Source organism: Rosistilla ulvae (assembly GCF_007741475.1).
Lineage (GTDB): Bacteria > Planctomycetota > Planctomycetia > Pirellulales > Pirellulaceae > Rosistilla > Rosistilla ulvae.
This window is the reverse complement of record NZ_CP036261.1, coordinates 6,317,686-6,341,520: the sequence shown is the minus strand read 5'-3', so window position 1 is coordinate 6,341,520 and position 23,835 is coordinate 6,317,686. Positions and strand designations below refer to the sequence as shown.

The 23,835-nt window shown below is 59.1% G+C and carries 22 protein-coding genes and 1 tRNA gene; 21 read left to right on the top strand and 2 right to left on the bottom strand.

Annotated features, from left to right (window positions below; all coding sequences use genetic code 11):
* Nucleotides 1–2: 2 nt before the first annotated feature.
* The 5 genes from EC9_RS22515 (at nucleotide 3) to EC9_RS22495 (ending at nucleotide 4,887) form a co-directional block, all read left to right on the top strand.
* Nucleotides 3–779 (top strand): FHA domain-containing protein, encoded by a 777-nt coding sequence (locus tag EC9_RS22515; RefSeq protein WP_145348307.1) that lies wholly within the window; start codon nucleotides 3–5, stop codon nucleotides 777–779.
* 86 nt (nucleotides 780–865) lie between these two features.
* Nucleotides 866–1,630: an NIPSNAP family protein gene (locus EC9_RS22510; RefSeq protein WP_246105831.1), complete on the top strand. Its 765-nt coding sequence runs from the start codon at nucleotides 866–868 to the stop codon at nucleotides 1,628–1,630.
* 6 nt (nucleotides 1,631–1,636) lie between these two features.
* Nucleotides 1,637–2,989: a hypothetical protein gene (locus EC9_RS22505; RefSeq protein WP_145348306.1), complete on the top strand. Its 1,353-nt coding sequence runs from the start codon at nucleotides 1,637–1,639 to the stop codon at nucleotides 2,987–2,989.
* A gap of 63 nt (nucleotides 2,990–3,052) precedes the next feature.
* Nucleotides 3,053–4,192, top strand: a complete 1,140-nt coding sequence (gene nadA, locus EC9_RS22500) for a quinolinate synthase NadA (protein ID WP_218934359.1) — start codon at nucleotides 3,053–3,055, stop codon at nucleotides 4,190–4,192.
* A gap of 14 nt (nucleotides 4,193–4,206) precedes the next feature.
* On the top strand, nucleotides 4,207–4,887 hold the full coding sequence (locus EC9_RS22495; RefSeq protein ID WP_218934358.1) for an NAD(P)H-hydrate epimerase: 681 nt from the start codon (nucleotides 4,207–4,209) through the stop codon (nucleotides 4,885–4,887).
* Here EC9_RS22495 and EC9_RS22490 read toward each other — a convergent pair.
* Entirely contained in the window at nucleotides 4,884–5,819 is a 936-nt protein-coding gene (locus EC9_RS22490; RefSeq protein ID WP_145348303.1) for a dihydrodipicolinate synthase family protein, read from the bottom strand. The genes EC9_RS22495 and EC9_RS22490 overlap by 4 nt on opposite strands.
* Nucleotides 5,820–6,214: 395 nt before the next feature.
* Here EC9_RS22490 and EC9_RS22485 point away from each other — a divergent pair, with 395 nt between their 5' ends.
* The 4 genes from EC9_RS22485 (at nucleotide 6,215) to EC9_RS22470 (ending at nucleotide 10,129) form a co-directional block, all read left to right on the top strand.
* Nucleotides 6,215–6,868: a DUF6677 family protein gene (locus tag EC9_RS22485; protein WP_145348302.1), complete on the top strand. Its 654-nt coding sequence runs from the start codon at nucleotides 6,215–6,217 to the stop codon at nucleotides 6,866–6,868.
* Entirely contained in the window at nucleotides 6,868–7,059 is a 192-nt protein-coding gene (locus tag EC9_RS22480) for a hypothetical protein (RefSeq protein ID WP_145348301.1), read from the top strand. Before EC9_RS22485 ends, EC9_RS22480 begins: the two co-directional genes overlap by 1 nt.
* A 394-nt stretch (nucleotides 7,060–7,453) precedes the next feature.
* Complete coding sequence (locus EC9_RS22475; RefSeq protein ID WP_145348300.1) at nucleotides 7,454–8,554, top strand: DUF1559 family PulG-like putative transporter; 1,101 nt, start codon at nucleotides 7,454–7,456, stop codon at nucleotides 8,552–8,554.
* 129 nt (nucleotides 8,555–8,683) lie between these two features.
* Complete coding sequence (locus EC9_RS22470; RefSeq protein ID WP_145348299.1) at nucleotides 8,684–10,129, top strand: sulfatase-like hydrolase/transferase; 1,446 nt, start codon at nucleotides 8,684–8,686, stop codon at nucleotides 10,127–10,129.
* 30 nt (nucleotides 10,130–10,159) lie between these two features.
* Here EC9_RS22470 and EC9_RS22465 read toward each other — a convergent pair whose 3' ends face one another.
* The gene (locus EC9_RS22465) at nucleotides 10,160–11,383 is read right to left on the bottom strand and encodes a DUF4013 domain-containing protein (RefSeq protein ID WP_145348298.1); all 1,224 of its coding nucleotides are present in this window, start codon (nucleotides 11,381–11,383) and stop codon (nucleotides 10,160–10,162) included.
* A 376-nt stretch (nucleotides 11,384–11,759) separates the two neighbouring features.
* On the opposite strand from EC9_RS22465, the gene EC9_RS22460 reads away from it, so the two are divergent.
* The 12 genes from EC9_RS22460 to EC9_RS22405 all read left to right on the top strand — a co-directional run bounded on the left by EC9_RS22460 (nucleotide 11,760) and on the right by EC9_RS22405 (nucleotide 23,725).
* On the top strand, nucleotides 11,760–12,149 hold the full coding sequence (locus EC9_RS22460) for a hypothetical protein (protein ID WP_145348297.1): 390 nt from the start codon (nucleotides 11,760–11,762) through the stop codon (nucleotides 12,147–12,149).
* A 221-nt stretch (nucleotides 12,150–12,370) separates the two neighbouring features.
* Nucleotides 12,371–13,744 carry a trypsin-like peptidase domain-containing protein gene (locus tag EC9_RS22455; protein WP_218934357.1) on the top strand — a complete coding sequence of 458 codons (1,374 nt, stop codon included), beginning with the start codon at nucleotides 12,371–12,373 and terminating at the stop codon, nucleotides 13,742–13,744.
* A 148-nt stretch (nucleotides 13,745–13,892) separates the two neighbouring features.
* A tRNA-Ile gene (locus EC9_RS22450) sits at nucleotides 13,893–13,966 on the top strand.
* 363 nt (nucleotides 13,967–14,329) lie between these two features.
* Nucleotides 14,330–15,337, top strand: coding sequence for a DUF1559 domain-containing protein (locus EC9_RS22445; protein ID WP_145348295.1), 1,008 nt, complete (start codon nucleotides 14,330–14,332; stop codon nucleotides 15,335–15,337).
* Between the two features lie 181 nt (nucleotides 15,338–15,518).
* Nucleotides 15,519–15,893 carry a hypothetical protein gene (locus tag EC9_RS22440; protein WP_145348294.1) on the top strand — a complete coding sequence of 125 codons (375 nt, stop codon included), beginning with the start codon at nucleotides 15,519–15,521 and terminating at the stop codon, nucleotides 15,891–15,893.
* A 606-nt stretch (nucleotides 15,894–16,499) separates the two neighbouring features.
* Complete coding sequence (locus tag EC9_RS22435) at nucleotides 16,500–17,504, top strand: DUF1559 domain-containing protein (RefSeq protein ID WP_145348293.1); 1,005 nt, start codon at nucleotides 16,500–16,502, stop codon at nucleotides 17,502–17,504.
* Nucleotides 17,505–17,629: 125 nt separating this feature from the next.
* Entirely contained in the window at nucleotides 17,630–18,061 is a 432-nt protein-coding gene (locus EC9_RS22430) for a hypothetical protein (RefSeq protein ID WP_145348292.1), read from the top strand.
* 313 nt (nucleotides 18,062–18,374) lie between these two features.
* Complete coding sequence (locus EC9_RS22425; protein ID WP_145348291.1) at nucleotides 18,375–18,731, top strand: tellurite resistance TerB family protein; 357 nt, start codon at nucleotides 18,375–18,377, stop codon at nucleotides 18,729–18,731.
* 18 nt (nucleotides 18,732–18,749) lie between these two features.
* Entirely contained in the window at nucleotides 18,750–19,463 is a 714-nt protein-coding gene (locus tag EC9_RS22420) for a YggS family pyridoxal phosphate-dependent enzyme (RefSeq protein WP_145348290.1), read from the top strand.
* Between the two features lie 263 nt (nucleotides 19,464–19,726).
* Nucleotides 19,727–21,550, top strand: coding sequence for an HlyD family efflux transporter periplasmic adaptor subunit (locus EC9_RS22415; RefSeq protein ID WP_145348289.1), 1,824 nt, complete (start codon nucleotides 19,727–19,729; stop codon nucleotides 21,548–21,550).
* 4 nt (nucleotides 21,551–21,554) lie between these two features.
* Nucleotides 21,555–22,307 (top strand): ABC transporter ATP-binding protein, encoded by a 753-nt coding sequence (locus EC9_RS22410; RefSeq protein ID WP_145348288.1) that lies wholly within the window; start codon nucleotides 21,555–21,557, stop codon nucleotides 22,305–22,307.
* 74 nt (nucleotides 22,308–22,381) lie between these two features.
* Nucleotides 22,382–23,725 (top strand): ABC transporter permease, encoded by a 1,344-nt coding sequence (locus EC9_RS22405; RefSeq protein ID WP_145348287.1) that lies wholly within the window; start codon nucleotides 22,382–22,384, stop codon nucleotides 23,723–23,725.
* Nucleotides 23,726–23,835: the final 110 nt, after the last annotated feature.

The following is a 23,835-nucleotide window of genomic DNA, read 5'->3' as shown; positions in this document are numbered from 1 at the left end:
TCGTGGCTGTAGAACTCTCACTCGACAATGGCCAGCGCCAAGTCTTCTCGCAAAACGAAATCACGATCGGCTGCGCCAGCCGATGCGACTTTGTCGTTCCACCGCTCGATGGAATCTACGACACGCACGCAGTGATCCGCCGCGTCGCCAACCGCTGGTTGATCGAGAGCAGTGGCCCGTGGCAGCTGTTCCCCGCCGAAGCCCATCCCGACACGCGGCACTGGCTCGTTGCGGAGACCGCGATCGACCTGGCGACGCGCGGTCCAACGCTTCACTTCCGCATCGATCCGACAGCCGTTGTGGCCGCCGATCGGCAACCGATCTCCGCTGCCCAACCTCCCAAACCAACTCCGCTCCAAGCTCCACCACAACCGATCGCAACATCGCAGCCTGTGCCGGTGCGTCCCAGCCAGCGGCCGAAATCACCGGCTGAATTCGACGACCACGCAGCGCCGCATCCCGATCAACATGGTCGCCCCTTCAACGATCCGGCAGAAGGATCACGCTCGGGGCATGCCTCCGCAATTCCGCGGCTCGGCCGCGCCGACACATTGCGTCGCCGGCGATCCCTCGGGTTCATGGGCTTTGTCGCTGAAGCGATCAAGGTCGTCCTGGGCGCCGCCGTTGGGCTCTCTTGCAGCTACTACATTATGTGTCGCTTCCTGCCCGACTCTGCGCTGCTGCAGATAATCGCTGCCGAACTGCCGGCAAACCTGCAGCCGGAGGTGATTCGGGGAGAGCAAATCGGCGGCGAACAAAACAGCGATCCGCCGCAGTGATCTTGTGTTATGATATCGGCTCCCCGGCTGCGATCTGCACGCCTCACCAACCTGATAAAATTCCAGTTATTGGAGAACCCTCCCCGATGGTCCGAACTCTCGTCTCCCTCCTGATCGCCGGTGTCATGATGACGCAATCCTTCGCTGTCGAAGGCAAACAGTATTTCGAAATCCGCCAATACAAGCTGAAAGAGAACGCCGACCCGACGCTCTTGGACGCCTATCTTTCCGACGCGTTGGCCCCCGCCCTGAACCGGATGGGAATCGAGCCCGTCGGTTTGTTCAAGACCGATTCGAGCGAAGAGCAGGAATCGCGGTTCGTCCTGATCCCGCTCGATAACGCCGGTCAAGTTGCCGAAATCCCAGCCAAGCTGGCGGCCGACAAAGCTTATGCAGAAGCGGCGACCGAATATAATCAAATTCCACCGTCGACACCGATCCTCGATCGCGTTCGCAGCGAATTGTTGATCGCATTCGACGTGCTACCCCGTTTGAATCAGCCGGAGCTTAGCAAAAACAAAGATCAACGGATCTTCGAACTGCGGACCTACGAAAGCGCCACCGAACACCGGGGCGATCTGAAAGTGGAGATGTTCAATTCGGGTGAGGTTCCGATCTTCTTGGACTGCGGAATCCAACCGATCTTCTTCGGTCAAGCGATCGTTGGCGACAAGATCCCCAACCTGACTTACATGACTGTCTATCCCAACCAAGAAGCCAAAGACGAAGGTTGGAAGAAGTTCCGCGTCCATCCCGACTGGAAGGTTTTGAGCAAGAAGGAACGTTATGCCAATACGGTTAGCACGATCCACAAATGGAACCTGTTGCCGCTACCCGCAAGCCAGTTGTAACATCCGATGAACGCAGCGGAATCCCAGCCGCTGCAACGTCTCGCCCAGGCCGATGCCCTGCATCTGCCCGGGGGACGGTTTACGCTGGGATTGCCCGACGCGATCCGCCAGACTACGGCAGACGGCACCCGCGATTCCATCTGTTGGATTCCCGACAGCATATGTTGGCGGCGTCCACTCTACGCGGTCGTCAGTTCTCGGATCGGCCGCCATCTACACCGTCGACACGATTGGTTTGCGTTGCTGCGTCAAGCGATCGCGGCGACGCGACAGGATGCGGCGACGCTGTTGATCAGCGACGGAACCGCCGCCGCCCCTTGGATCCAGCGGGCTGCCGATCGCTTTGCCTGCCCCGCGATCACGATCTGCGTGAGCCCCGAAAACGAAGACTTCGACCGCTGGATCGGCCGGATACAAAAGCATCCGCCAACCGACCGGATCGCGATCTCGCCTCCTATCGCTCCATCGACCGCGATCGCCGACGCCCCTCGCCGCGATGCAGTGACGATCTTTCTCGCCGATCGAGTCTATGCTCCGTTGGTCTCCAGCGGCGGCAATATCGATCGACTGCTCGAGCGACGCCTGTCCGATCGACGCTGGAATCCTGCAAGCGTTTGGATCGCGATCGATCCCAAGAACCGGACTGCCCAGTCGCACATCGAGCGCGGTGCCGTCGGCTGGATGCTCGCCCCGCGTCACGCTCGGGTCTCGAGCGATCCGCCCGAGGACGCTCCAACAAACCATGTAACGCTCGACGAACTGTTATCGCAACGTGGGGAATCGGATGATGCCGACCACTGGCCCTATCTGGTCCATTGCACGCGAGAGCGCGACGGGGCATGGCCCGATCAAAGCGAAGCCGACTTTCACGACGACCTGCTCTCGGGCGACTGCACTTGCGAATCGGGACCGCTGGCGACGCTGCGGCGGATCTTGCAGACGGGGCGACTGTTGGCGACCGATCGACTGACGCGCGACGGCCAGCCGGTCGTCTGCCTCTCAGCTCGCCCGCTGTCCGATCTACTGGGCAGCCGCGTTTTCCGGTCCCATCTGGGACGCTGGGACTACGAACCGTATGGGATCGCGATTCACCGCAGCCTGCTGGAAACGCAGGGCAGCCGGCCGGCGATTTACGGCGACGCAGACGATTTTGCCGCGTTGGCACCAGCCGATCAGGCTTTTTTCCAAGACCGCGGCACCACGCACGATTGGCGACTGGAAAAGGAATGGCGAATCGCAGCGGATATCGATCTGACGACGATTGCCAGCCATGAAGCGTTTGTCTTTGTCCGCTCGGTCCGCGATCTACCGCCGATCGCTCGCTACTGCCGATGGCCGATTGTCGTCGTTGGCGTATAATGCCATTTGAATCGCATGCCAACTCGCCGAACGGTTGGCTCAACATAAATAAGGGTGTATCTCGTGTCTGTATCGATCCAACCTTCGGAGGCATTGCCGCTGAAGCCCTACAAATCGCTCTCCAACACCGAACTGTCCCAACGCATCCAAACGGTGCGTCAGCAATTGGGCGATTCGCTGCTGATTCTGGGGCATCACTATCAGCAGGACGAAGTGATCGAGCACAGCGATCTGCGTGGGGACAGTTATCAGTTGAGCCAGATGGCAGCCGAGAGCGCCGCTTGCAAGACGATCGTTTTTTGTGGTGTCCACTTCATGGCGGAAACCGCCGACATCTTGGCAAACCGCCCCGAGAAACTGGAACAGCGCGATGGACAGCGCGTCCGCGTGATCCTGCCCGACATGGCGGCTGGTTGCTCGATGGCCGATATGGCCGCAATCGATCAAGTCGAAAACGCTTGGGCCGACATGGGCGAAGTGATCGACACCAAGACGGTGATCCCGGTCACCTACATCAATAGCGCGGCCAGTTTGAAAGCGTTTTGCGGGAGGAATGGCGGGATTGTCTGCACCAGCAGCAACGCCCGGGCGGTCCTGGAGTGGGCGTTTGAGCGCGGCCAACGCGTCTTCTTCTTCCCCGATCAACATCTCGGCCGCAACACCGCGCTGACGATGGACATCACCAACGACCAGATGCCTGTCTGGGATCCCTACGAAGATGAACTCGGCGGCAACGACGAACAAGCGATCCGCGACAGCCGCGTGATCTTGTGGAAAGGGCACTGCAGCGTGCACCAGATGTTCCGCCCCGAACATGTCGACGCGTTCCGCAAGAATCACCCCGGCATCAAGATCTTGGTCCACCCCGAGTGTCCGCAAGACGTCAACGACCTGGCCGATGTTTCGGGCAGCACCGGCAAGATTATCAACACAGTTAAAGAGAGCCCGGCGGGAACCAAGTGGGCGATCGGAACCGAATTGCATCTTGTGAACCGATTGAAGCAGGAGCACCCCGAACAGGAGATCCATTTCCTGTCGCCGGTGATCTGCATGTGCGCGACGATGTACCGCATCGATCTGGCGCATCTCTGCTGGTGCTTGGAAAACTTGGTCGCCAAGGAAAACGTCAACGTAATCGAAGTCGATGAAGAGACCTCGCGATGGTCGCTGGTCGCACTGGAACGCATGCTTGCGGTGAAATAACGATGACTCAACCGATGAATCCGCCCACGCCCTTGTCGCGGGAACAGGTTCGAGCGATCGACGAGATCGCGATCGGGGAATTTTCGATGCCAGGCATCTGCCTGATGGAGAACGCCGGCCGAGGCGCGGCCGAACAGATCGCTGCTTTCACTGCCGCCACGGAGATTGCGATCCTGTGCGGCGGCGGGAACAACGGCGGCGATGGGTTTGTGATCGCCCGCCATCTGCAGCTGCTGGGACGCCAGCCCCACATCTTTCTGCTGGCCGATCCCGCTCGACTCGCGGGGGACGCGCTGACCAACTGGCAGATCGCGATGGCCAGCAAGTTGCCTTGTGAAGTCGTCGACGAGCATTCGCTGCCGAGCCTACAGCGAAAACTGGGCGATGCATCGTGTATCGTCGACGCGATGTTAGGGACCGGGGCCAGCGGAGATCCTCGCGGCACGATCGCCAACGCGATCCGCGACGCCAACGCGACCAATGCCGTTCGCGTAGCGATCGATCTGCCCAGCGGACTCGATTGCGACACGGGCACCCCCGGCGATCCCTGCTTTCGCGCCGACCTGACATGCACGTTTGTCGCTGAAAAGATTGGCTTTGCCGCCCCCGGCGCGAGCGACTTCACCGGCGCGGTCCGCGTCGTTTCGATCGGCGCACCGGCGGAACTGCTGCGTCGCTACACGGTCGACGATTAGACCGACGCCAAGCCCCAGGTGGCCAATTGCGCCAGGACGCTTTCGGTCGCCTTCCACTGCTCGTTGGTCGGCGGAGCGAAGAGTTCGGTCGTATGATGCTCGCAGATCCCCAGCAAACCGAGAGCCATCTTCAGCCCAAGGATCACCGAACCGATGGTTTCAGGCTGACCGTACAATCGCCCCAACACATCGGCTTGCTTTTGCAGACGGCGCAGCGCGACAGCATCTTCCGCCACAGCGGCTTGATAGATGCGGTGAAACAGCGACGGGCAAACATTCGCGCCGCCGTTGACGCCCCCGGTGCCTCCGGCCGCAATCGCTTCGGCTAGCAGATGTTCGGGGCCGACCAAACGGCACCACTCCGGGCGACGGGCGATCGCGAGGTCGCAGTACTGGCGGAACCGCTGCATATCGCCGCCGCTGTCTTTGAAACCGGCGATGTTCGGCTCGTCGGCCAACCGTTGCAAGGTGCGGATCGAAATCGTTTGATGCACGCAAGCCGGCATGTTGTAGACGACTAAGGGGATCGGGCTGCGGCGGGCTAGCCGGACCAGATGCCCCGCTTGATGCTCTTCTGCCGTCGCGAAGTAATAAGGTAGCGTCGATACGATCGCCGACGCACCGCAATCGGCGGCGTGTTCGGCCAGCCCAACGGAATCTTCCAGCGAGGGACTGCTGACACCCACTAAGACGGGGACGCGGTTGTCGACTTGCGAACAGGCCCGTTCGATCAATTCGCATTGCAATTTGAAGGGCAACGCAGGCCCTTCGCCGCAGGTCCCCAGTAGGAACACGCCCGATACCCCGCCGGAGATCAGATGTTCGAGCAAGCTGTCGAGCCCATGATGGTGCAAGCTGTCGGGAGCCGTCAGCGGGGTCACCAGCGGTGGCACGATGCCGCTCAAAGGGGCAGGGAAACGAGACGTCTTCATGCAATGCACTCCGCTCTAGCAGACAACCTGGGGGCCCGAGGCTCGCTTCGCTTGCAGGGCACGCGAAAAATCGCGGCCCCCAACAACCCGTCGCCACCTCAACGCGTTTTGGATGCCGGAAGTATATTCGTTTGTCGTGTTCAACTGAACATTTGTGTCGCAAAATTCGCGGGCTTTCCCGAGCACTCGGCGGGTCGTTTGCGGTGGGCAAATTTTTTCGAACACGCAACTTCGCATCCCTCCGCTGGTCCGCAAATCGCGGTCGCGCGGCGCTGGGGTCCAAGGGAGCGTCGATTCGCGGGGGATGATCTGGTTCTGGGGAGCAATTTGAGGCACAATAGTCGTTCCGGCCGTTGGACGCAGTGACGTTCAGGGCGTCCCGATCAGGAACCACAATGTCCAGTTCTCGCAGCGAAAACAATCCCTCCGCGATCCATCCAGGCCCCGGCGATCGCGTCGTGGAAGTCGATGGGCAAACGGTCTACTTGCGAAAACCGGCGTTGGCAGCCGTCCTGGCGTGGTTGATCCCCGGTGCGGGGCATCTGTACCAGGGCCGCACGCGGAAGGGCTGGATGTTCATGATCTGCATCCTGGTCACCTACTTCTTCGGCTTCGCGATCGGCGGCGGACACGTCGTCTATGCCTCGTGGATCAATGGCGACAAGCGGTGGCACTACCTGTGTCAGCTGCCGGTTGGCCTTGTCGCATTACCGGCGTTGATCGAAGGGAACAACATGCGGAAGCATACGGTTCGCGGTGTCACGACCGCCGACTGGAAGCCCTATTTTGGCGAACTTATGTCGCCGCCGCGGCGTCCGTTGCAGGAGAACGATGCGGACGACTTGGCGGGCTGGTATGCCGAGCGCGGCGCCGGATACGAGATGGGAACTTGGTACACGATGATCGCCGGGCTGTTAAACGTGCTGGTCATCTTCGACGCTTTCGCCGGCCCGTTGGCGATCCCGATCAGCGGCAAGTCGGAGCGATCGCCCAAAGACGAAAAAGAGGGTGAAGCGAGCGAAGCGAAGAGCCAGGAGGGAGCTGCCTGATGTTGCCGATGACCCCCGTCTATATGCTCTACTTCATCCCGCTGCTGATCTCGATCAGTTTCGTCTACGCGGGCACGCGGCACGAAGATCCCAAACAGATCTTGATCCAAGCTTGGCACACAGCCTATTGGATCCTCGCTTTCATGGGGATGATCTTCGCCCTGCTGTGGGTCGTCGGCTGGTTTCTCTAATCGCCAGCATCTGCAACGTTTTGCGGAGCGTGGAACCTGTGCTAGCAACAGTACCGATGTGGGCAAAACAGGCAGCCTGCGCCGACGCAACATGAAGATCACATGAAGGGACGATGAGTTCTTCGTGAGGATCGCTTGCCCCTCGATTCTCCAGCCCATACCTTTCCAAAGGTGGTGCATTTTGCGTTTGCATCACCGCCAAAATCGGTTGCAGATCGATCGAACCGGGCGGGTGACAAAAGCTTCACACAAGTCGAGCCTTGGATCGCATCGGATCTTCACACGCGTTTGATCCAATAGACGCTCGGATTGGACCTCGCAGCGGCTCTCGCGAGTCGAGGTTTCCGATCGCCACGGGTCTTCGTGGAAATCATCTCTTTCAGGCAAATCTGCAATGAAACGTCGCGGTTTCACGATCATCGAAATGTTGGTGACGATCACCATTATTGGGATCCTGGTCAGTCTGTTGCTGCCAGCGATCAACATGGCTCGCGAAGCAGCTCGCCAAACCCAATGCGCGAACAATCTGCGGCAGATGGGAACGGCGTTGATCGCTCGCGCTGAACAGGACAAGGGGCGGCTGTGCAGCGGTTCGTTCGATTGGGCAAACGACGGTGCGGTGACCGACATCGGCTGGGTTGCCGATCTGGTCCGCGATGGCCTCGCGCCTAGCGAATTCCGTTGTGCTTCGAATCCTTCGCAGATCAGCGCCGCTTACCGCGATCTGATCGAGATGTCGGTTGCCGATGCCGGCAACGAAGCCTGTGCGCCGCGGTTGGGCAAGGCTCCCGTGACGCAGATCGACGGCACGATCGCCAAAAACTATGCGTTGACCATTGTCGACGAAAACCTTGCCGCTTCGGGTACCGATCGGATCGCGATGCTGACGCGCGACGTCTACGATCGCGGCTTCAACACCAACTATGCAGCTTCATGGTTCCTGGTTCGCGGCGGCGTCCGGTTGGACGACAGCGGCAACTTGAATCCCGTCGACGCAGGTTGCAGCACCGACATGAACCATCCCAACGTCACGACGGGACCGCTGACGACGAAACAGATCGACTCCGCTCGCGTCCCCGGCTACACGATCCCGCTGCTGTGCGATGCAAAATCCAACGACACCCTGACAACCGACCTGGGCGACCGGCTGGGTGGCGAACTGATGACTCGTACCGTGGTCGGTGGTGCGATCACGATCTCCGGGCTCGCAACGCCTTCGTTCGCCGCGGGGACAGCTCGCGAAGGGGCTTCGGGTTGGTGGAAGGTTTGGAACAAGGAAACGCTGCAAGATTACCGCGGCATGTTTGCACTGCACCGCGGAATTTGCAACGTCGTGATGGCCGACGGCTCGGTGAAACAATTGTTCGATGAAAACGAAGACGGCTTCATCAACAACGGCTTCCCTCAAAACAGCAACTTCCAAAGCGACGTGATCGAAGCGGGGCCGTTGAAACTGGCCAGCACCTACACGCTGACCGCCAGCGGCAACGATTGAGCCCAAGGCAAAGCTGCGGTTTCGACCGACGGTCAGTTGTCGAACTTTCGACAGCCCCTCGGGATCTGGTGTAGAATCGTCGACCGACGAACGCCTCTACCCACCTAGATCCTGCCGAAAGACTCCGCCATGCTTCGCCTCTTCCATTGGCTGGCAGCGCTGCTGCTGCTCCTTTCTAGCTCTCTCGCTGCCGCCCCGAAACCGAACATTCTGCTGATCGTCTCGGATGACCAGGGCTACAACGATCTGGGCAGCTTGGGGAACGGGATCATCACGCCGGCGCTCGATCGATTGGCTGCCGAAGGGACCCGGCTGACAAACTTCTACGTCTCGTGGCCCGCTTGCACGCCGTCGCGAGCGAGCCTGTTGACTGGCCGCTATCCACAGCGGAACGGGATCTATGACATGATCCGCAACGAGGCTCCCGATTACGGCAAACTGTATACGCCCGAAGAATACGACGTCACGTTTGAACGCGTCGGCGGAATGGACCTCCGCGAAGTCATCCTGCCGACAGCGCTGAAGCCAGCCGGTTACAAGAGCGGGATCTACGGCAAGTGGGACCTTGGGACACTGAAGCGGTTCCTGCCGACCTCCCGCGGCTTCGACGATTTCTACGGCTTCGTCAACACCGGCATCGATTACTTCACCCATCGACGATACGGCGTCCCCAGCATGTACCGCAACCTGGAGCCCACGGTCGAAGACGAGGGGACCTATTGCACGTATCTGTTCGAACGCGAGGCGCTCCGCTTCATCGACCAGCACGCCGGAGAGTCGCCGTTTTTCCTGTACGTACCTTTTAATGCACCGCACAATTCTTCGGCTCTCGAACCGGAGATCCGTTCGACGGTGCAGGCGCCGCAGAAGTACAAGGATCTCTATCCCGCGGTCGATCCGGAAACGCAGATCAATAAAAAGTATCGCTACGGTGCGCCAGCCACCGTGACGACGCGAGCCGCACGGCAGCGGGACTATCGAGCCGCCGTCACATGCATGGACGACGCGATCGGCAAAATGCTCGACCGCCTGGAAGAAAAGCAACAACTCGACAACACGATCGTGATCTTCTTCTCCGACAACGGCGGCGGTGGTGGTGCGGACAACGCACCGCTGCGCGGCCACAAGGGACAGACTTGGGAGGGAGGAATCCGCGTCCCCTGCATCGTCCGCTGGCCCGACGGCGGTGTGAAACCGATGCAGGTCAACGACGCGTTTTTAACCAGCTTGGAACTGCTGCCGAGTCTCGCCGCGGCAGCGGGTATCGCCCCGCCGAAAGATGTCGTTCTGGACGGCTTCGATTGGTGGCCGACGCTGCGTGGCGAACAGCCTTCGCCGCGGAAGGAGATGTTTTGGAAGCGACGCGACCTGATCGGCGCTCGCGTCGGCAAATGGAAATGGGTCGACATGGCCGGCAAAGCTGGAGGACTGTACGATCTCGAAGCCGATCCGGAAGAGCGAAACAACCTCGCCCAATCGCATCCGGAAGTCTTAAAGCATGTCCAGGCACGGTATGCGAACTGGATCGCCGAGATGGAAGCTGCCGAGCCGCGCGGACCGTTCCGCGATTTCTAAACGGCTTGCCTGTCGCCGACCGCGGTGCAACTAGACGCCCGCATCAAACGGAACGGGAACTAACACAGCGTGCTGCTGGACCCACGTCGCCAGCCCGTCCCAGCTGGTGAAGGCCGACAGGAAGACGATCACCAGATAGCCGAAGATGATCGGCAGGCATAACAGACGCAAACTGATCCTCAGCAGTAGGTGCCACCGCGTCGCCCCGGGCTGGCGGCGTTGCCCTCGCCCCACCGCCAACCCGGTCATCAACCGAGCGGGCAACATAAAGGCGACCATTAAAATACACGGCAACCAGACAACCTCTTGTGGTGTCGCTTCGATTTTTAGCAGATACAGCGGCACGGCAAACAGCAGCGTCAGTGTCAGGCCCAGCCAATAGAAGATCGGCGAGGCGGCGAAGCCGGCTCGGATCGGCGCCACTTCAAACATCGCTCGCCAGCGGTTCTCGGCGGCAAAGCGAGCCTGCAGGAAGGGGAGATACAGCAACACGATCGCCATCAAGATCAAACCGACCGCGCCGACGATCGCCGCCACTCCAGTCTGTCCATCGCGAGTGGTCCCGATCAAGATCGCCGCTGGGAGCAACAGCCACAGCACCGTCGCCAGCATGCCGCGCATCCCCAGCCAGAACAATTTGCCAAGCTGCATCGAAGCGACAAACTCCCACAACCGATCGCGCGCTTCGACCCAAGTCGCAGGCCGCCAGACTTGCTTAAGAAAATGAATCGGCCGCGGCCACAGATAGCTCCGCAAACGACCGCCGCGGAACCAAACCCAACCGATATGAGCCGCGATCACAAAGACCAACAAGGTGCCAACAACCCTTAGCACTCCAGCCGCGTTGCCCGCCGGATCGACTAACCGAGCCGCTTCGGCCCACGTGGCGACCGCCCGGATTGGCAGACCCATGACCAAGATCGCAACGATCGCCGCCCCGATCCGGCCGGCTTGATCCAACAGGAACAACCCGTCGCGAAGCCGACCGCTGCGAGCGACTCGGCCGCTGACTTCCAACAAATATCCGAGCGCGACCAATTGGAAAACCGGGATCGCGGCGAGGACCGCCAACAGCACGACCAGGCTGGCCGTCTGAAAAGGACGGACGATGATCCACTTTCGCGCTCCCGCAGCAACCGATCTCCAACGCCCCGCTGGCCGTTGCGACTGAAAATCCGCGCGGATGTCGCCTTCGGGAATGTCGATCACCCCCGGTGGTGCGGCTTCGGACACCAGTTCCGCATCGATCGTCATTGCAAATGATCCTGGTCTCAAGTGATTTGTCGTGTTTGCATCGCTTAGCCGACGCAGCGTGCATTTTCATGCACCGAGTCGAGGAAAGCTACATGTGCGATCGAGGGGAGCCAGCGCGCTACCACTTGTCTGGTTCGTTGGGGGAGCAGAGATCTTGGCCAGCAGGGCTTCAATCGGCACAAAAAAACGAGAAACGACGGTCGGAGAGCGGCCTGATCCGTGCGGAATTGGCCGATCAGAGCCACTCTTCTGGCATAATCCGAAAACTTCGCTCAGTTTACCTAATCCAAACCAGGCTCAAATGACGATCGAATGGGCAGGGGGATTTTTGGTGCAGCATTGCGCTCCGTCCCTCTCGAATTGCTAGCTGGCTGAGATGTTTCCAAAACCACAGCTCTCGGTTTTTCTGATCCTTGCGATACTATCCGTCGCCAGCGGATGTCATTGTTTCCCTAGCATTCGCTACCGCGATCCGCACGCTGCGGATTACGAGACCGCCTGCAGTTGCGGCAGCGGCGATTGCCTGGAGTGCCGTGACCGCGAGGAGAAGACGAAAAAGGTCCCCTGGCCCCTGTTCCACAGCGTTCCGACGCGGCCAGTCTTTGAAGGAAACCCAGCTCAGCAGATGGTTCCGTACTGCGAACCGCAGAACGACGTCCTGCTCCCCCCGCTCCGCCCCGTCCCTCCGCCGGAGACAGCGGAAGCGATCGATCCCCCTCTAGACATGCAGGAGGAAACCCCGCCGGGGATAAACTACTCAGTCTAGCCAAGCGGCCAGGTCCCCCCAGTCGAATACGTAAGCCTGTTAAACCTTGCGGCTCGACTTATGCAGGCGTCAAGCTGCTGCCAACGATGTTCCGATGCTAAGGCTCGTAAGAGTTATAATAGGGAACATGTTGAACCTCACCCCGCAGGTTTCGGTGCGTTCTCACTAGCATGCCCTATCAAGGTATCGCGTAGGGACCTATGAAACTGCGACCCGCTTCTATGACAACACTTCTACGTAGCAGTGTCATCTGCCTGACAACGTTTTGCACGCTGTTGGCGCACACTGCCCAGACGGCTTCGGGCTCAAATCGCGATACGCCGGTCGTCCGGGTCGTTCGCGAAGCGTCCCCATCGGTGGTAAACATCCACGGTCACAAGACTGTGCGTGCCGGTGGCTTGCCTGGCCAAGGCCAATCGTTTCAACAGGTCAACGGCATGGGAACGGGAGTCGTAATCGATTCCCGCGGTTATGTCGTCACCAATTTTCATGTCGTTCAAGACGTCAATGACATCCGCGTCACGTTAGCTGACGGACGCCCAGCAGTCGCCCGCGTGATCGCTCACGATCTTCGCACCGACCTGGCAGTCTTAAAGATCGACGCTCGCGAACCGCTGCCGGTGATTCGCATCGGCACCTCCGAAGACCTCTGGGTCGGCGAGACGGTGATCGCGATCGGCAACGCGTTTGGATATGAACATACAGTGACCCAGGGGATCGTCAGCGCGCTGCATCGCGACGTCCCGGTCAACGAAGAGCAGAGCTATACCGATTTGATTCAGACAAGTGCGGAGATCAACCCGGGCAATTCCGGCGGTCCGCTGCTGAATCTCGACGGCCAGATGATCGGCATCAATGTCGCCGTCCGCGTCGGAGCCCAAGGGATCGCCTTTACGATTCCCGTCGACCAGGTCTTGGACATCGTCTCGACGCTGATTCAACAGAAGACCGTCAATGAGATCGCCCACGGGATCCAGGGCGTCACGCAATGGAACGACGACGAATCGTCCTTTGTCGTTACCAGCGTCTCCAGCGGCAGCTCCGCCGAGAAAGAAGGAGTCGACAAGGGGGATCGGATCCTGCAAATCAACGGCCACAGCATTCGCAACCGCATGGATTTCGAGCTGGCGATGCTGGAGCTGACCTCGCGTGATCCTATCGAGTTCGAAATCGCCAACACCCAAGGGGATGTCTCGCTGGTCTCGCTGCGATCGCAACCCAACCCCCGATCCAATACGCCTCGAACCACTCCGGTGGCCCAGCGTATCTGGACCAGCTTCGGCATCCAGGGCGAACCGGTCGCCGAGGCGACGATGCAAGACCTGAATCGCCGCATGGAAACCGCCTACGGTGCCGGATTGAAGATCACTTCGGTCCGCCCGGGTAGCCAAGCCGATCGCCAAGGAATGCAATCGGGAGACGTTCTTCTGGGAATCCGCAACTGGCAGACTTCCAGCCTCAACGATCTCGATTACATCTTGCGAAGCGACGAGTTTCGCAGCGGCAACCAGTCGCAATTCTTCATCATCCGATCGAACAAAACGATGATCGGGTATCTGCAAGTGGCCCAGGTGAGCCGACGCACCACGCGATAAACAACCGGAGACCGAGCAGATTCCCGGCTTGAACCCATCCGCACTGGCGAAGATACTATGGTTTCGCAAGTGCGGCATCGGTTGTTGCAGCCGATGACTCCGGCCCTGTTGGGGTGGTCTTCGCCGCACTGCAGATTGGCGAACTTAAGGGGCGGTAGCTCAGTCGGTTAGAGCAGGGCACTCATAATGCCTTGGTCGCGGGTTCAAGTCCTGCCCGCCCTACTTTCGCCTTCTCGGCAATAGTGCCCATTTCTAAAGCACCCGGTCGCTGGTCAGCGAACACTTACCGGGCTTTCGCATTTTGCCACTGCACCGCCGCCAAAAAAATTGGCTTCCGGTCGTCGAATCCTTACGGTGGCGAATCGAACAACGATTGGCAGGGTGGATTCAATCCGCCCCAGTGCAACGCCATCCAAGCCGACTCGGCTTGTCTCACGGCAAACTATTTTCTTGATTCCAAGAACGATTGGCACTCAGGTTGCAAGGGGGGAGCCTTGCGAGGTTCTACCAAGCCTACCTACCCGCCTTGGATTTTCTTCCAGGCATCCCCCCCTCCTTCTGCCATCCTTTTTGGACCCTTTCCCTATGAAGTCTAAGTCCCTCCGGTCGGGATTCACCCTGGTCGAATTGTTAGTCGTCATCGCTATCATCGGTATCTTGGTCGGTCTGTTGCTTCCCGCAGTGCAAGCAGCTCGCGAAGCGGCGCGACGGATGTCATGTTCAAACAACATGAAACAGATCGGTCTGGCGCTACACAATTACCATGACGTTCACAGGACGTTTCCTGTCGGCGCGTTTTACAACAAACAAGGCAGCAATTGGCGGGCCTTGATCCTGCCGTTCATCGAAGAAACTGCAGCTCACGATCAGATCAACTTCGAAACCGGAGGCTTCTGGGCCCACGACGTGGCGACGCAATCCAACAACCCCATTTTCAGTTCGTTGCGGATCGCTGGCTATGTCTGTCCATCGAGTCCCCATGGGGTGACGAATGTTGGCGACATCCCGCTTTCCCAACATGCTTCGACGGGAAATACCAGCATGGTCATGGACTACGTTGGCGTCTCGGGAGCGACTCCCGACCTGAACGGTCGGACCTCCGCCTGTACCGCCGACAATATCGTCAGCGGAGGAACGTACTGCAACAACGGAATGATGACGGTCTACTTCAACAAGCGGTTCCGCGATTGCACCGATGGCACATCGAACACGCTGATCATCGGTGAACAATCGGGGAACGTAAATGGTAAAGAGGCCAGTGCGAATCCATTGGGCGGCTGGCACGGATGGGTGAACAACTCCGGCGAACAGATGTTGGAAAACATGAGCCTTTCATCGTTCTCTAGCTTGTCCGCTTATGCCGGCGGAATCACCACAGTTCGTTATTCGCCCAACGCGTTCTGGAAATCGGGGGCGCCGTCGAGTGCCAGCAGTCAGTACGAAGTGAACACGATCCTCAACTCGTTCCACCCGGGCGGGATCCACGGTCTGTTGACCGATGGCGCGGTTCGATTTGTTGCGGAGACGGTCGAGCTCGACACGATGATCAAGCTGAGCATTCGCGACGACGGCCAGGTGATGGGCGAGTTCTAAACCCTCGCTGCTTCGATTGCCTTACCACCGAACCAAAGTGTTCTGCGATGCCGCTCGCATTCCCACAATGCGAGCGGACCTTCCCTCCATTGCCTTCAAAATCCCTTCGCCCCCAATGTATTCAACTTTCACATCTTGCAGGACCGACACGCGTCATTTCACATTCTCCCTTCTCACGACATTGAGCCTTGTCGCTTCGATCGGTTGCGATCACGAACCGGACTACCTGCATCCTGGAGCCCCGGTTTCGATCACGATCCTATCGTCCGGCACTCCGGTCGCTGGTGGACAGCTCAACCTGTCGGGACAAGGAGGTGGCGCGTCGCTGGACGCCCAGGGGCTAGCAAATCTTGAGCATGTTCCGTACGGGACCTACAAGATTATCCTGCTTGCTCCCGAGCCCGATCCCGTTCCGCCGGAACCTGGTACCGCGGCAGCTTCCGCCGCAGCAGAGGTCTCGTTTCCGAAAGAGCTTGGCAGCGAATCGACGACGCCGCTGAGTATCACTGTCGCGGAAGGAACCGAGAACACGTTCACGCTGGACATCGCGAAATAGAACGGCCCAGGGCCAAGCAGTGTTTCAATACGAGGCACCAGTCGGCACACACTGATTCGCCAAAGTGTTAACACTCATTACCCCGCGCCCCACCAAGCTCGGGTAATCTGGACTCGATCGATTGTGATAAACCAGGTTTCCGCAGCCGTTCAGAAACGGATCGATAAAATTGTCGATCCGTTTGCATGACGGTAGCCGTTGCCAGACCGACGTTCGACCGCCAGCCCAACTTCGCCGTTTGCCTCCGCTGCCGCACGTTCTTAACGCACGTGCCTATTCTTCAAGCACGCTATCGCGGCGGGGCGAGAACGTTTCAGCCATATAAGCCTGGTTGCGATTCCGTTTTCGAGAAATTTGCGGAAGCTCGCCAATCCATTACGGCGGCGAATCGGACAGTGGCCCCCAGTTCAGGCACAGCCTACGCCAAAGGAGCTGATTGCAGCGAGCCTACGTTTACCACGCGGGTGAAATCCTAAAACCTTGCCCCCTGATTGGCACCCTGGTTGCTTGAGGTGCTGGTGGCAGTCTGCCCGCCACGTTTCTTACCCATCGCGGATGCTTCGTCCGCGCTACTGTACCTTTCCGAGATTTTCAGGGAATATCTATATGAAGCCCAAGATTCAAAGAACCGGATTCACCTTGGTTGAATTGTTAGTTGTCATTGCCATTATCGGCATTCTTGTTGGCCTGCTGCTCCCCGCAGTGCAAGCAGCTCGCGAAGCCGCACGGCGGATGTCGTGCTCGAACAATATGAAACAGATCGGCCTTGCGCTGCACAACTACCACGACGTTCACAAGACGTTTCCAGTGGGCGCGTTTTACAACAGCCGAGGCACCAATTGGCGGGCTCTGATTCTGCCGTTCATCGAGGAAACCGCAGCGCACGACCTGATCGACTTTGAAACCGGCGGCTTTTGGGCGCACAGCGGACCGTTCTCCAACAATACCATTTTGAGGACGCTACGAATCGCTGGATACGTCTGCCCTTCGAGTCCTCACGGACCGACCAATATCGCCGACCTGCCCTACACCCATTTCACGTCGAACGGCAGTATTAGCATGGTGATGGACTACGTTGGCGTCTCGGGGGCGACCCCCGACCTGAATGGCCGAACGACTTCCTGCACGGCCGACAATATCGTCAGCGGCGGCACCTACTGCAACAACGGAATGATGATGGTCTACTTCAATAAGCGGTTCCGCGATTGCACCGACGGCACATCGAACACGCTGATCATCGCCGAACAATCGGGGAACGTTAACGGCAAAGAAGCCAGTGCGAATCCATTGGGCGGATGGCATGGTTGGGTCAACAACTCGGGCGAACAGATGCTGGAGACGTCCAGCCTATCGTCGTTCACGAAACTGAACGCTTATGCCGGCGGAATCACCACAGTCCGCTATTCCCCAAATGCGTTCTTCAAATCGGGGGCTCCGTCGAGTGCCAGCAGCGCCTACGAAGTAAACACCATTCTCAACTCGTTCCACCCGGGCGGGATCCACGGTCTGTTGACCGATGGTGCGGTTCGATTTGTTGCGGAGACGGTCGAGCTCGACACGATGATCAAGCTGAGCATTCGCGACGACGGCCAGGTGATGGGCGAGTTCTAAACCTTCGCTGCTTCGATTGCCTTATCACCGAACCAAAGTGTTCTGCGATGCCGCTCGCATTCCCACAATGCGAGCGGACCTTTTCTCCATTGCCTTTAACCTCTTCCGCCCCACCAGTGCATTCAATGTCAACACTTCGCAGAACCGACACGCGTCATTTCATACTCTCCCTTCTCACGACATTCAGCCTTGTCGTTTCGATCGGTTGCGATCACGAACCGGACTACCTGCATCCTGGAGCCCCGGTTTCGATCACGATCCTATCGTCCGGCACTCCGGTCGCTGGTGGACAGCTCAACCTGTCGGGACAAGGAGGTGGCGCGTCGCTGGACGCCCAGGGGCTAGCAAATCTTGAGCATGTTCCGTACGGGACCTACAAGATTATCCTGCTTGCTCCCGAGCCCGATCCCGTTCCGCCGGAACTTGGTACCGCGGCAGCTTCCGCCGCGGCAGAGGTCTCGTTCCCAAAAGAGCTTGGCAGCGAATCGACGACGCCGCTGAGCATCACTGTCGCGGAAGGAACCGAGAACACGTTCACGCTGGACATCGCGAAGTAGAGCGGCCCAGGGCCAAACGGTGCTTGAAGTTTTAGGGTTCAGCCGGCACGCATTCGCGCGACGGCTGATATCCTATACAGGAACTCTAGTCAGCCCACGCGAAGCGATTCTGGGCAGGTTGCGAATGCCGAAGATGCCGAAGATAATGGACTGGCAAGTGGCAACCACCTTTCCCCCGGCAATCGTTGCTGCGGCGTGCCTTGTTTTTCGCTCGCGTTTGATAAGGCTCGCTGATTCGCTAGCCCTCCCGGAGCCTGGTGGATGCCAAGTCGGCTTGCGGACATATTTCGCGGATGATTTGGGAACCCTATCGATGGATCGCATCGCTTATTTGAAAAACCTTGTCGTGATGGCGATCGCCGATGGCGCATTGGCTGAACACGAGCTGTCGCTGCTGAGCCAACGCTGTGCGGAACTCGGATTCGAAGAGCAGGAATTGTGCGCTGCGGTTTCGTACGCATTGGGGGATGACGCCCAACTGGAACTGCCGACCGACGCGGCGGAACAGGAAGCTGTCTTGAGCGATTTGATCCGGATGATGGCCGCCGACGGGCAGATGTCCGAATCCGAGAAGCGTTTGTTTGCGTTGGCCGCGGCAAGGATGGACTTTTCTGGTGAGAAGCTCGAACGCCTGATCGACCGTGTCGTCCGCACCAACCACTCCGCCTGAAGCCGGATCCCAATCAACGTGACAGATCAGGTAAGCGATAGCGTTCAAGCGAGAGTCGACGCCAACTGGCGATCGGTTTGCGATCAGGTTGCCAACGCCTGCCGCGCCGCTGGCCGCAGCCCCGACGAAGTGACGATCGTTGGAGTCACGAAATACGTCGACGTGCCGCTGACCCAGGCTCTGCTGCGCGCCGGATGCCGCGACCTGGGAGAAAATCGCCCGCAAGTCCTGTGGCAAAAAGCCGAAGCGATGGCCGATCGTTCGATCCGCTGGCATCTGATCGGACACTTGCAGCGGAACAAATCGCGGCGGACGTTACCGTTGGTCTATCGGCTGCATTCGATCGACACGCTTCGCTTGGCCCAGACGGTCGCACAGCAGAGTGGCGAAGCTGGCCAAACGACATCCTGTCTGCTGGAGGTCAACGTCTCGGGAGATGAGCAAAAGCACGGTTTTCGTCCGGCGGAGATCGAAAAGATCATCGCCGACTTGATCGCTCTCCCGAACCTGAAGATTCTCGGCCTGATGGGCATGGCCTCTTTCGACCAACCCAATCACGATCCCGCCATCGATTTTGCATCGCTCCGTGCGTTGCGAGACCGCCTGACCGTCACAACCGGACTTCCGCTACCAGAACTTTCGATGGGGATGAGCGGCGATTTCCAGGCGGCGATCGCCGAGGGATCGACTTGCGTGCGGATCGGATCGCGGCTGTTCGAAGGGGTTCGCTAGAGTCCGCACCGAGAAAACGCAGCTTTTTGCGGTCTCAATTCAAGCGGCCGGGGTTTCACTGGTAATCTTCGCGGTTTCCCTAAAAGTTGCAGCCTCTTGATGCGTCGCGTGCGGCAATGTTTCAAGTTCGTTGCTACCGCCGGAAACTCAGCGGTTTATACTTACTCTTGAAGGACGCGACAACATTGCAGCTCGCGCCGCCTCTTGAATCGATCCCACCTTTCCGTTTGGCTGGCGACCTTTGTCAGCGGAGACTTTTCCCCATGAAGCCCCTCGTACAACCTGCCAAAAACCGCCGCGGCGGGATCCTCACCTACCTATTGATATTGATCGTGATTTCCGCTGTCGGGGGGGGCGCGTATTGGTACGTCAAAATTCGTCCCGCCAAAACGAAAAACACCGGCGAATTGATCACCGATGTCGTTCGCCGCGGTGCGTTTGACCACATCGTGCTCGAGCAGGGGGAGATCGAGAGCAGCAAAAACATCGAACTCGAATGCGAAGTCGAGAGCCGCGGTAGCGGTGGGACGGCGATCCTGTGGGTGATCGACGAAGGAGCCCGCGTGAAAGCGGGAGACAAGCTGGTCGAACTCGATTCGTCGCAGCTAGAACAGGACCTCAAGACACAGCGGATCGTGCTGCTGGGTGCCGAGGCGAATGTGACCAATGCAGCGGCATTGTTGAAACAGGCAGAGATCTCGCGGCAAGAGTACCTCGAGGGAACCTTCAAGACCGAAGAGAAAGCGATCCTCAGCGAATTGGCGGTCGCCGAGCAGGAGCTTCGCAAAGCGCAACTGGCGCTCGCCAGCACCCAGCGACTGGTTGCCAAAGGGCTGGTCAAATCGCTGCAAATGGAAGCCGATCAGTTTGCCGTCGCCAATACGCAAAACCAACTGGAAGCTGCCCAGGGACGACTGAAAGTTTTGCAGGAACTGACCAAACAGAAGTTCTTGGTTCAATATGACAGCGACATCGAATCGGCTCGCGCGGTCCTCGAAGCCAACAAGAGCACGCTCAGCGAAGAGCAGGACAAATACGCCGAGATGGAAGGCCAGATCAAAGCCTGTGTGATCTATGCCCCCAGCGACGGCGTTGTCGTTCACGCCAACCGCTTCAGCAGTCGCGGTGGGAACGCGGAGTTTGTCGTCGAAGCCGGCGCGACAGTTCGCGAGCGGCAAGCGATCATCCGCTTGCCCGATCCGACGCAAATGCAGGTCAAAGCCAAGATCAATGAATCTCGGATCGCCTTGGTTTCCGAAGGCATGCCGTGCAAGATCAGCGTCTCGTCGCTCAATGGCGTGGAGCTGTTGGGGCAGGTGACCAAGGTCAATCGCTACGCCGAACCGAGCAGCTTCTTCACGTCGTCGATCAAGGAATACGCCTGTTCGATCGCGATCATCGATCCGCCCGAAAGCATTCGCACCGGGATGACCGCCGAGGTGCAGATCTTTGTCCAACAGAAACCCGACGCTTTGCAGATCCCGATCCAAGGCGTTTACGAGCACAGCCAACAAACGTTTGCGTTGGTGCGCACCCCCGAGGGCCAATTCGAAACCCGGAAGATCGATGTCGACGCGACCAACGATAAACTCGCTGCGATCGCATCGGGATTGGAAGAAGGAGATGAGATCGTCCTGAACCTGCGTCAGCATTTGCATTTGTTAGACGATCTGCCATCGGGATCGACCGATACCAACACCGGATTGGCTGGCTTGATCGAAGGTAAGACCGGCGTCTCGGTCACCAATGGCGCTCCGCCCAGCACGCCCCAACCTGTCGATGGTCCCAGCGCCGCGCGAGCCTCGGCTCCGTCAGGCGGCGAGGGTCCTCGTGGTCCCGGCGGCCCTAGGGGGCCGGGTGCGGGAGGCCCACCGTCGCCAGCGGCGATCGTCAAACGAATCTTCGACGAATCGGACACCGACAAAGACGGCTCGCTTTCGGAAGCGGAGATCGGAAAGATGGAAGACCGCCGTCAATCGATGGCCAAAGCGGCCGACGCCGACAGCGACGGCAAAGTCACCCGGGCCGAATTGACCAGCGCGATGGCTGCCCGCTTCGCCGACTCCAACAACGGCGCGGGGCGATAATCCGATGGTCCGACTGGCGACTTCCATTCGCGAGCTGAAAAAGGAATACGTGCTCAAAAGCGAAACCGTCCGCGCGCTCCGCGGCGTTTCGTTCGACGTGCCCGAGGGTGACTACGTCGCCATCATGGGCCCTTCGGGCAGCGGCAAAAGCACGCTCCTGAACATGCTCGGCTGCCTCGACAAACCCTCCAGCGGACAACTGCTGTTGGGCGACGACGACATCTCGCGAATGACCGACGACAAACTTGCCGAGGTTCGCAGCCGACGGATCGGATTTGTCTTCCAATCGTACAACCTGATCCAACAATTAACAGTCGTCGAAAACATCCAAGTGCCGCTCTATTACCAGGGGCGACTGGGGCCCAAGGAGCGTCAACGGTGCGTCGAACTGGCCGGTCTTGTTGGTCTGCACGATCGATTGGACCACCGCCCTACACAGCTGTCCGGCGGTCAACAGCAACGCGTGGCGATCGCTCGCTCGCTTGTCAATGATCCCTATTTCATCCTGGCTGATGAACCGACGGGAAACCTTGATTCGCGAACGACCGCCGAGATCCTGGCGATGTTCGATCAATTGAACAACGAGGGGCGGACGATCATCCTGGTCACGCACGAAGACGAAGTGGCCGAACGAGCTCGCCGCGTCGTCCGCTTGAAGGATGGTCTGCTGTGCAGCGACGTCCAGAACAGCGAAGAGAACCGCGAGAAAGCTCGCCAAGCTTCGCTGGCTGCCGCCGAAGCGGTCCGCGACGAATAAGTGCCCCCGGCGGCGACTGTCCCTGCCGAATCACAACACGAAGCATTGCCAACACCGACGAAACCTGAACATCTATGTTGCTTCTGAGAACCTTCCGATTGGGCGTCAAAAGTTTGATGCTGCATCCGCTCCGCAGCGGTCTAACGATGCTTGGCATCTTGATCGGCGTGGCGGTGGTGATCGCGCTGACGGCGATCAGCAACGGTGCCAGTCGCGTGGTCCAGGAGCAGATCGAGAGCCTTGGTGCCGACACGATCATCGTCCGCACGGTCAAACCACCAAGCGACGTCTTCGCCGGCCGCAGCGCGGTCCCCTACGGTCTGTCGCGCGATGAACTGGATCTGTTGATCGCCACCGTGCCGACGATTCGCAGCGCCCTGCCAATTCGCGAAATCAAACGCCAGTTCATGTATCAGGACCGGTCGATCGATGGCCGCCTGGTCGGCTGCACCCCCGAATATGCCGACGTCACAAAACTGGAACTGCAGCCGGGGCCCGAGGGAGCTTCGGGGCAATTCATCACCGATCTGAACAACCTTAAACGCGATAGCGTCTGTGTGCTGGCGGCCAAGGTGGCGGAAAAGCTGTTCCCGTTTGAAAACCCGATCGGCAAGCGGATCTATCTCCCCGAGCACACCGATTTCTATCGCGTCGTCGGCGTGCTGAAGCATCGCACCGCGTCGGCGGCGATCGGCGGCTCGCTCGATTCGCAAGACTTTTCCAGCGACGTCTACATCCCGCTGAAGACGCTCGAACAACGGATCGGTGATACGATCGTGACCCGCGGCAGCGGCAGCTTCTCGATGGACATCGTCGAACTCAACCAGATCACGCTGAAGATCGACAAGGTTAGCAACGTCCGGACGACCGCCGCATTTATCGAGGATCTGCTGGGGCCGCGCCATACCGCGCTGAACGACATCTCGGTCGTCTTCCCCCTGGAGTTGTTGGAACAAGCCGAGAACATGCGGCTGATGTTTATCGGCATCGGCGTTCTGATCGCTTTCATCTCGCTGTTCGTCGGCGGCATCGGCATCATGAACATCATGTTGGCCAGCGTTACCGAGCGGACTCGAGAGATCGGGATTCGCCGCGCTCTAGGGGCCAAACGGGCCGATATCGTTTGGCAATTTCTCGTCGAAACGATCGTGCTCAGCTTCGTCGGCTCGCTGCTTGGGATCGTCCTGGGGCTGCTGAGTCCGTGGATGTACGACGGCATGCGGCTGTTGGCGACCGAATTTATCCCCGAGAAGCTCGCAGCGCTTCCCGAGGCGATCCGCGAGGCGAGGCCACAAATTGTCGAGCTTTCGATTCCGATCGCCGTCGTGATCGCGATGGGTGTCGGCATCCTCAGCGGCCTCTATCCGGCGATCCGCGCCGCTCGGATGAATCCGATCGAAGCGTTGCGCCACGAATAAACTGCTCCTCCAACCTGCCTACTTAAAGATCCTTACGGCGATCGGCTCGTGAATCACGGCTCATCCGTGTTTGTGTTTAGGCAAATTAGCCGACACGCGCGAGCGCGGCG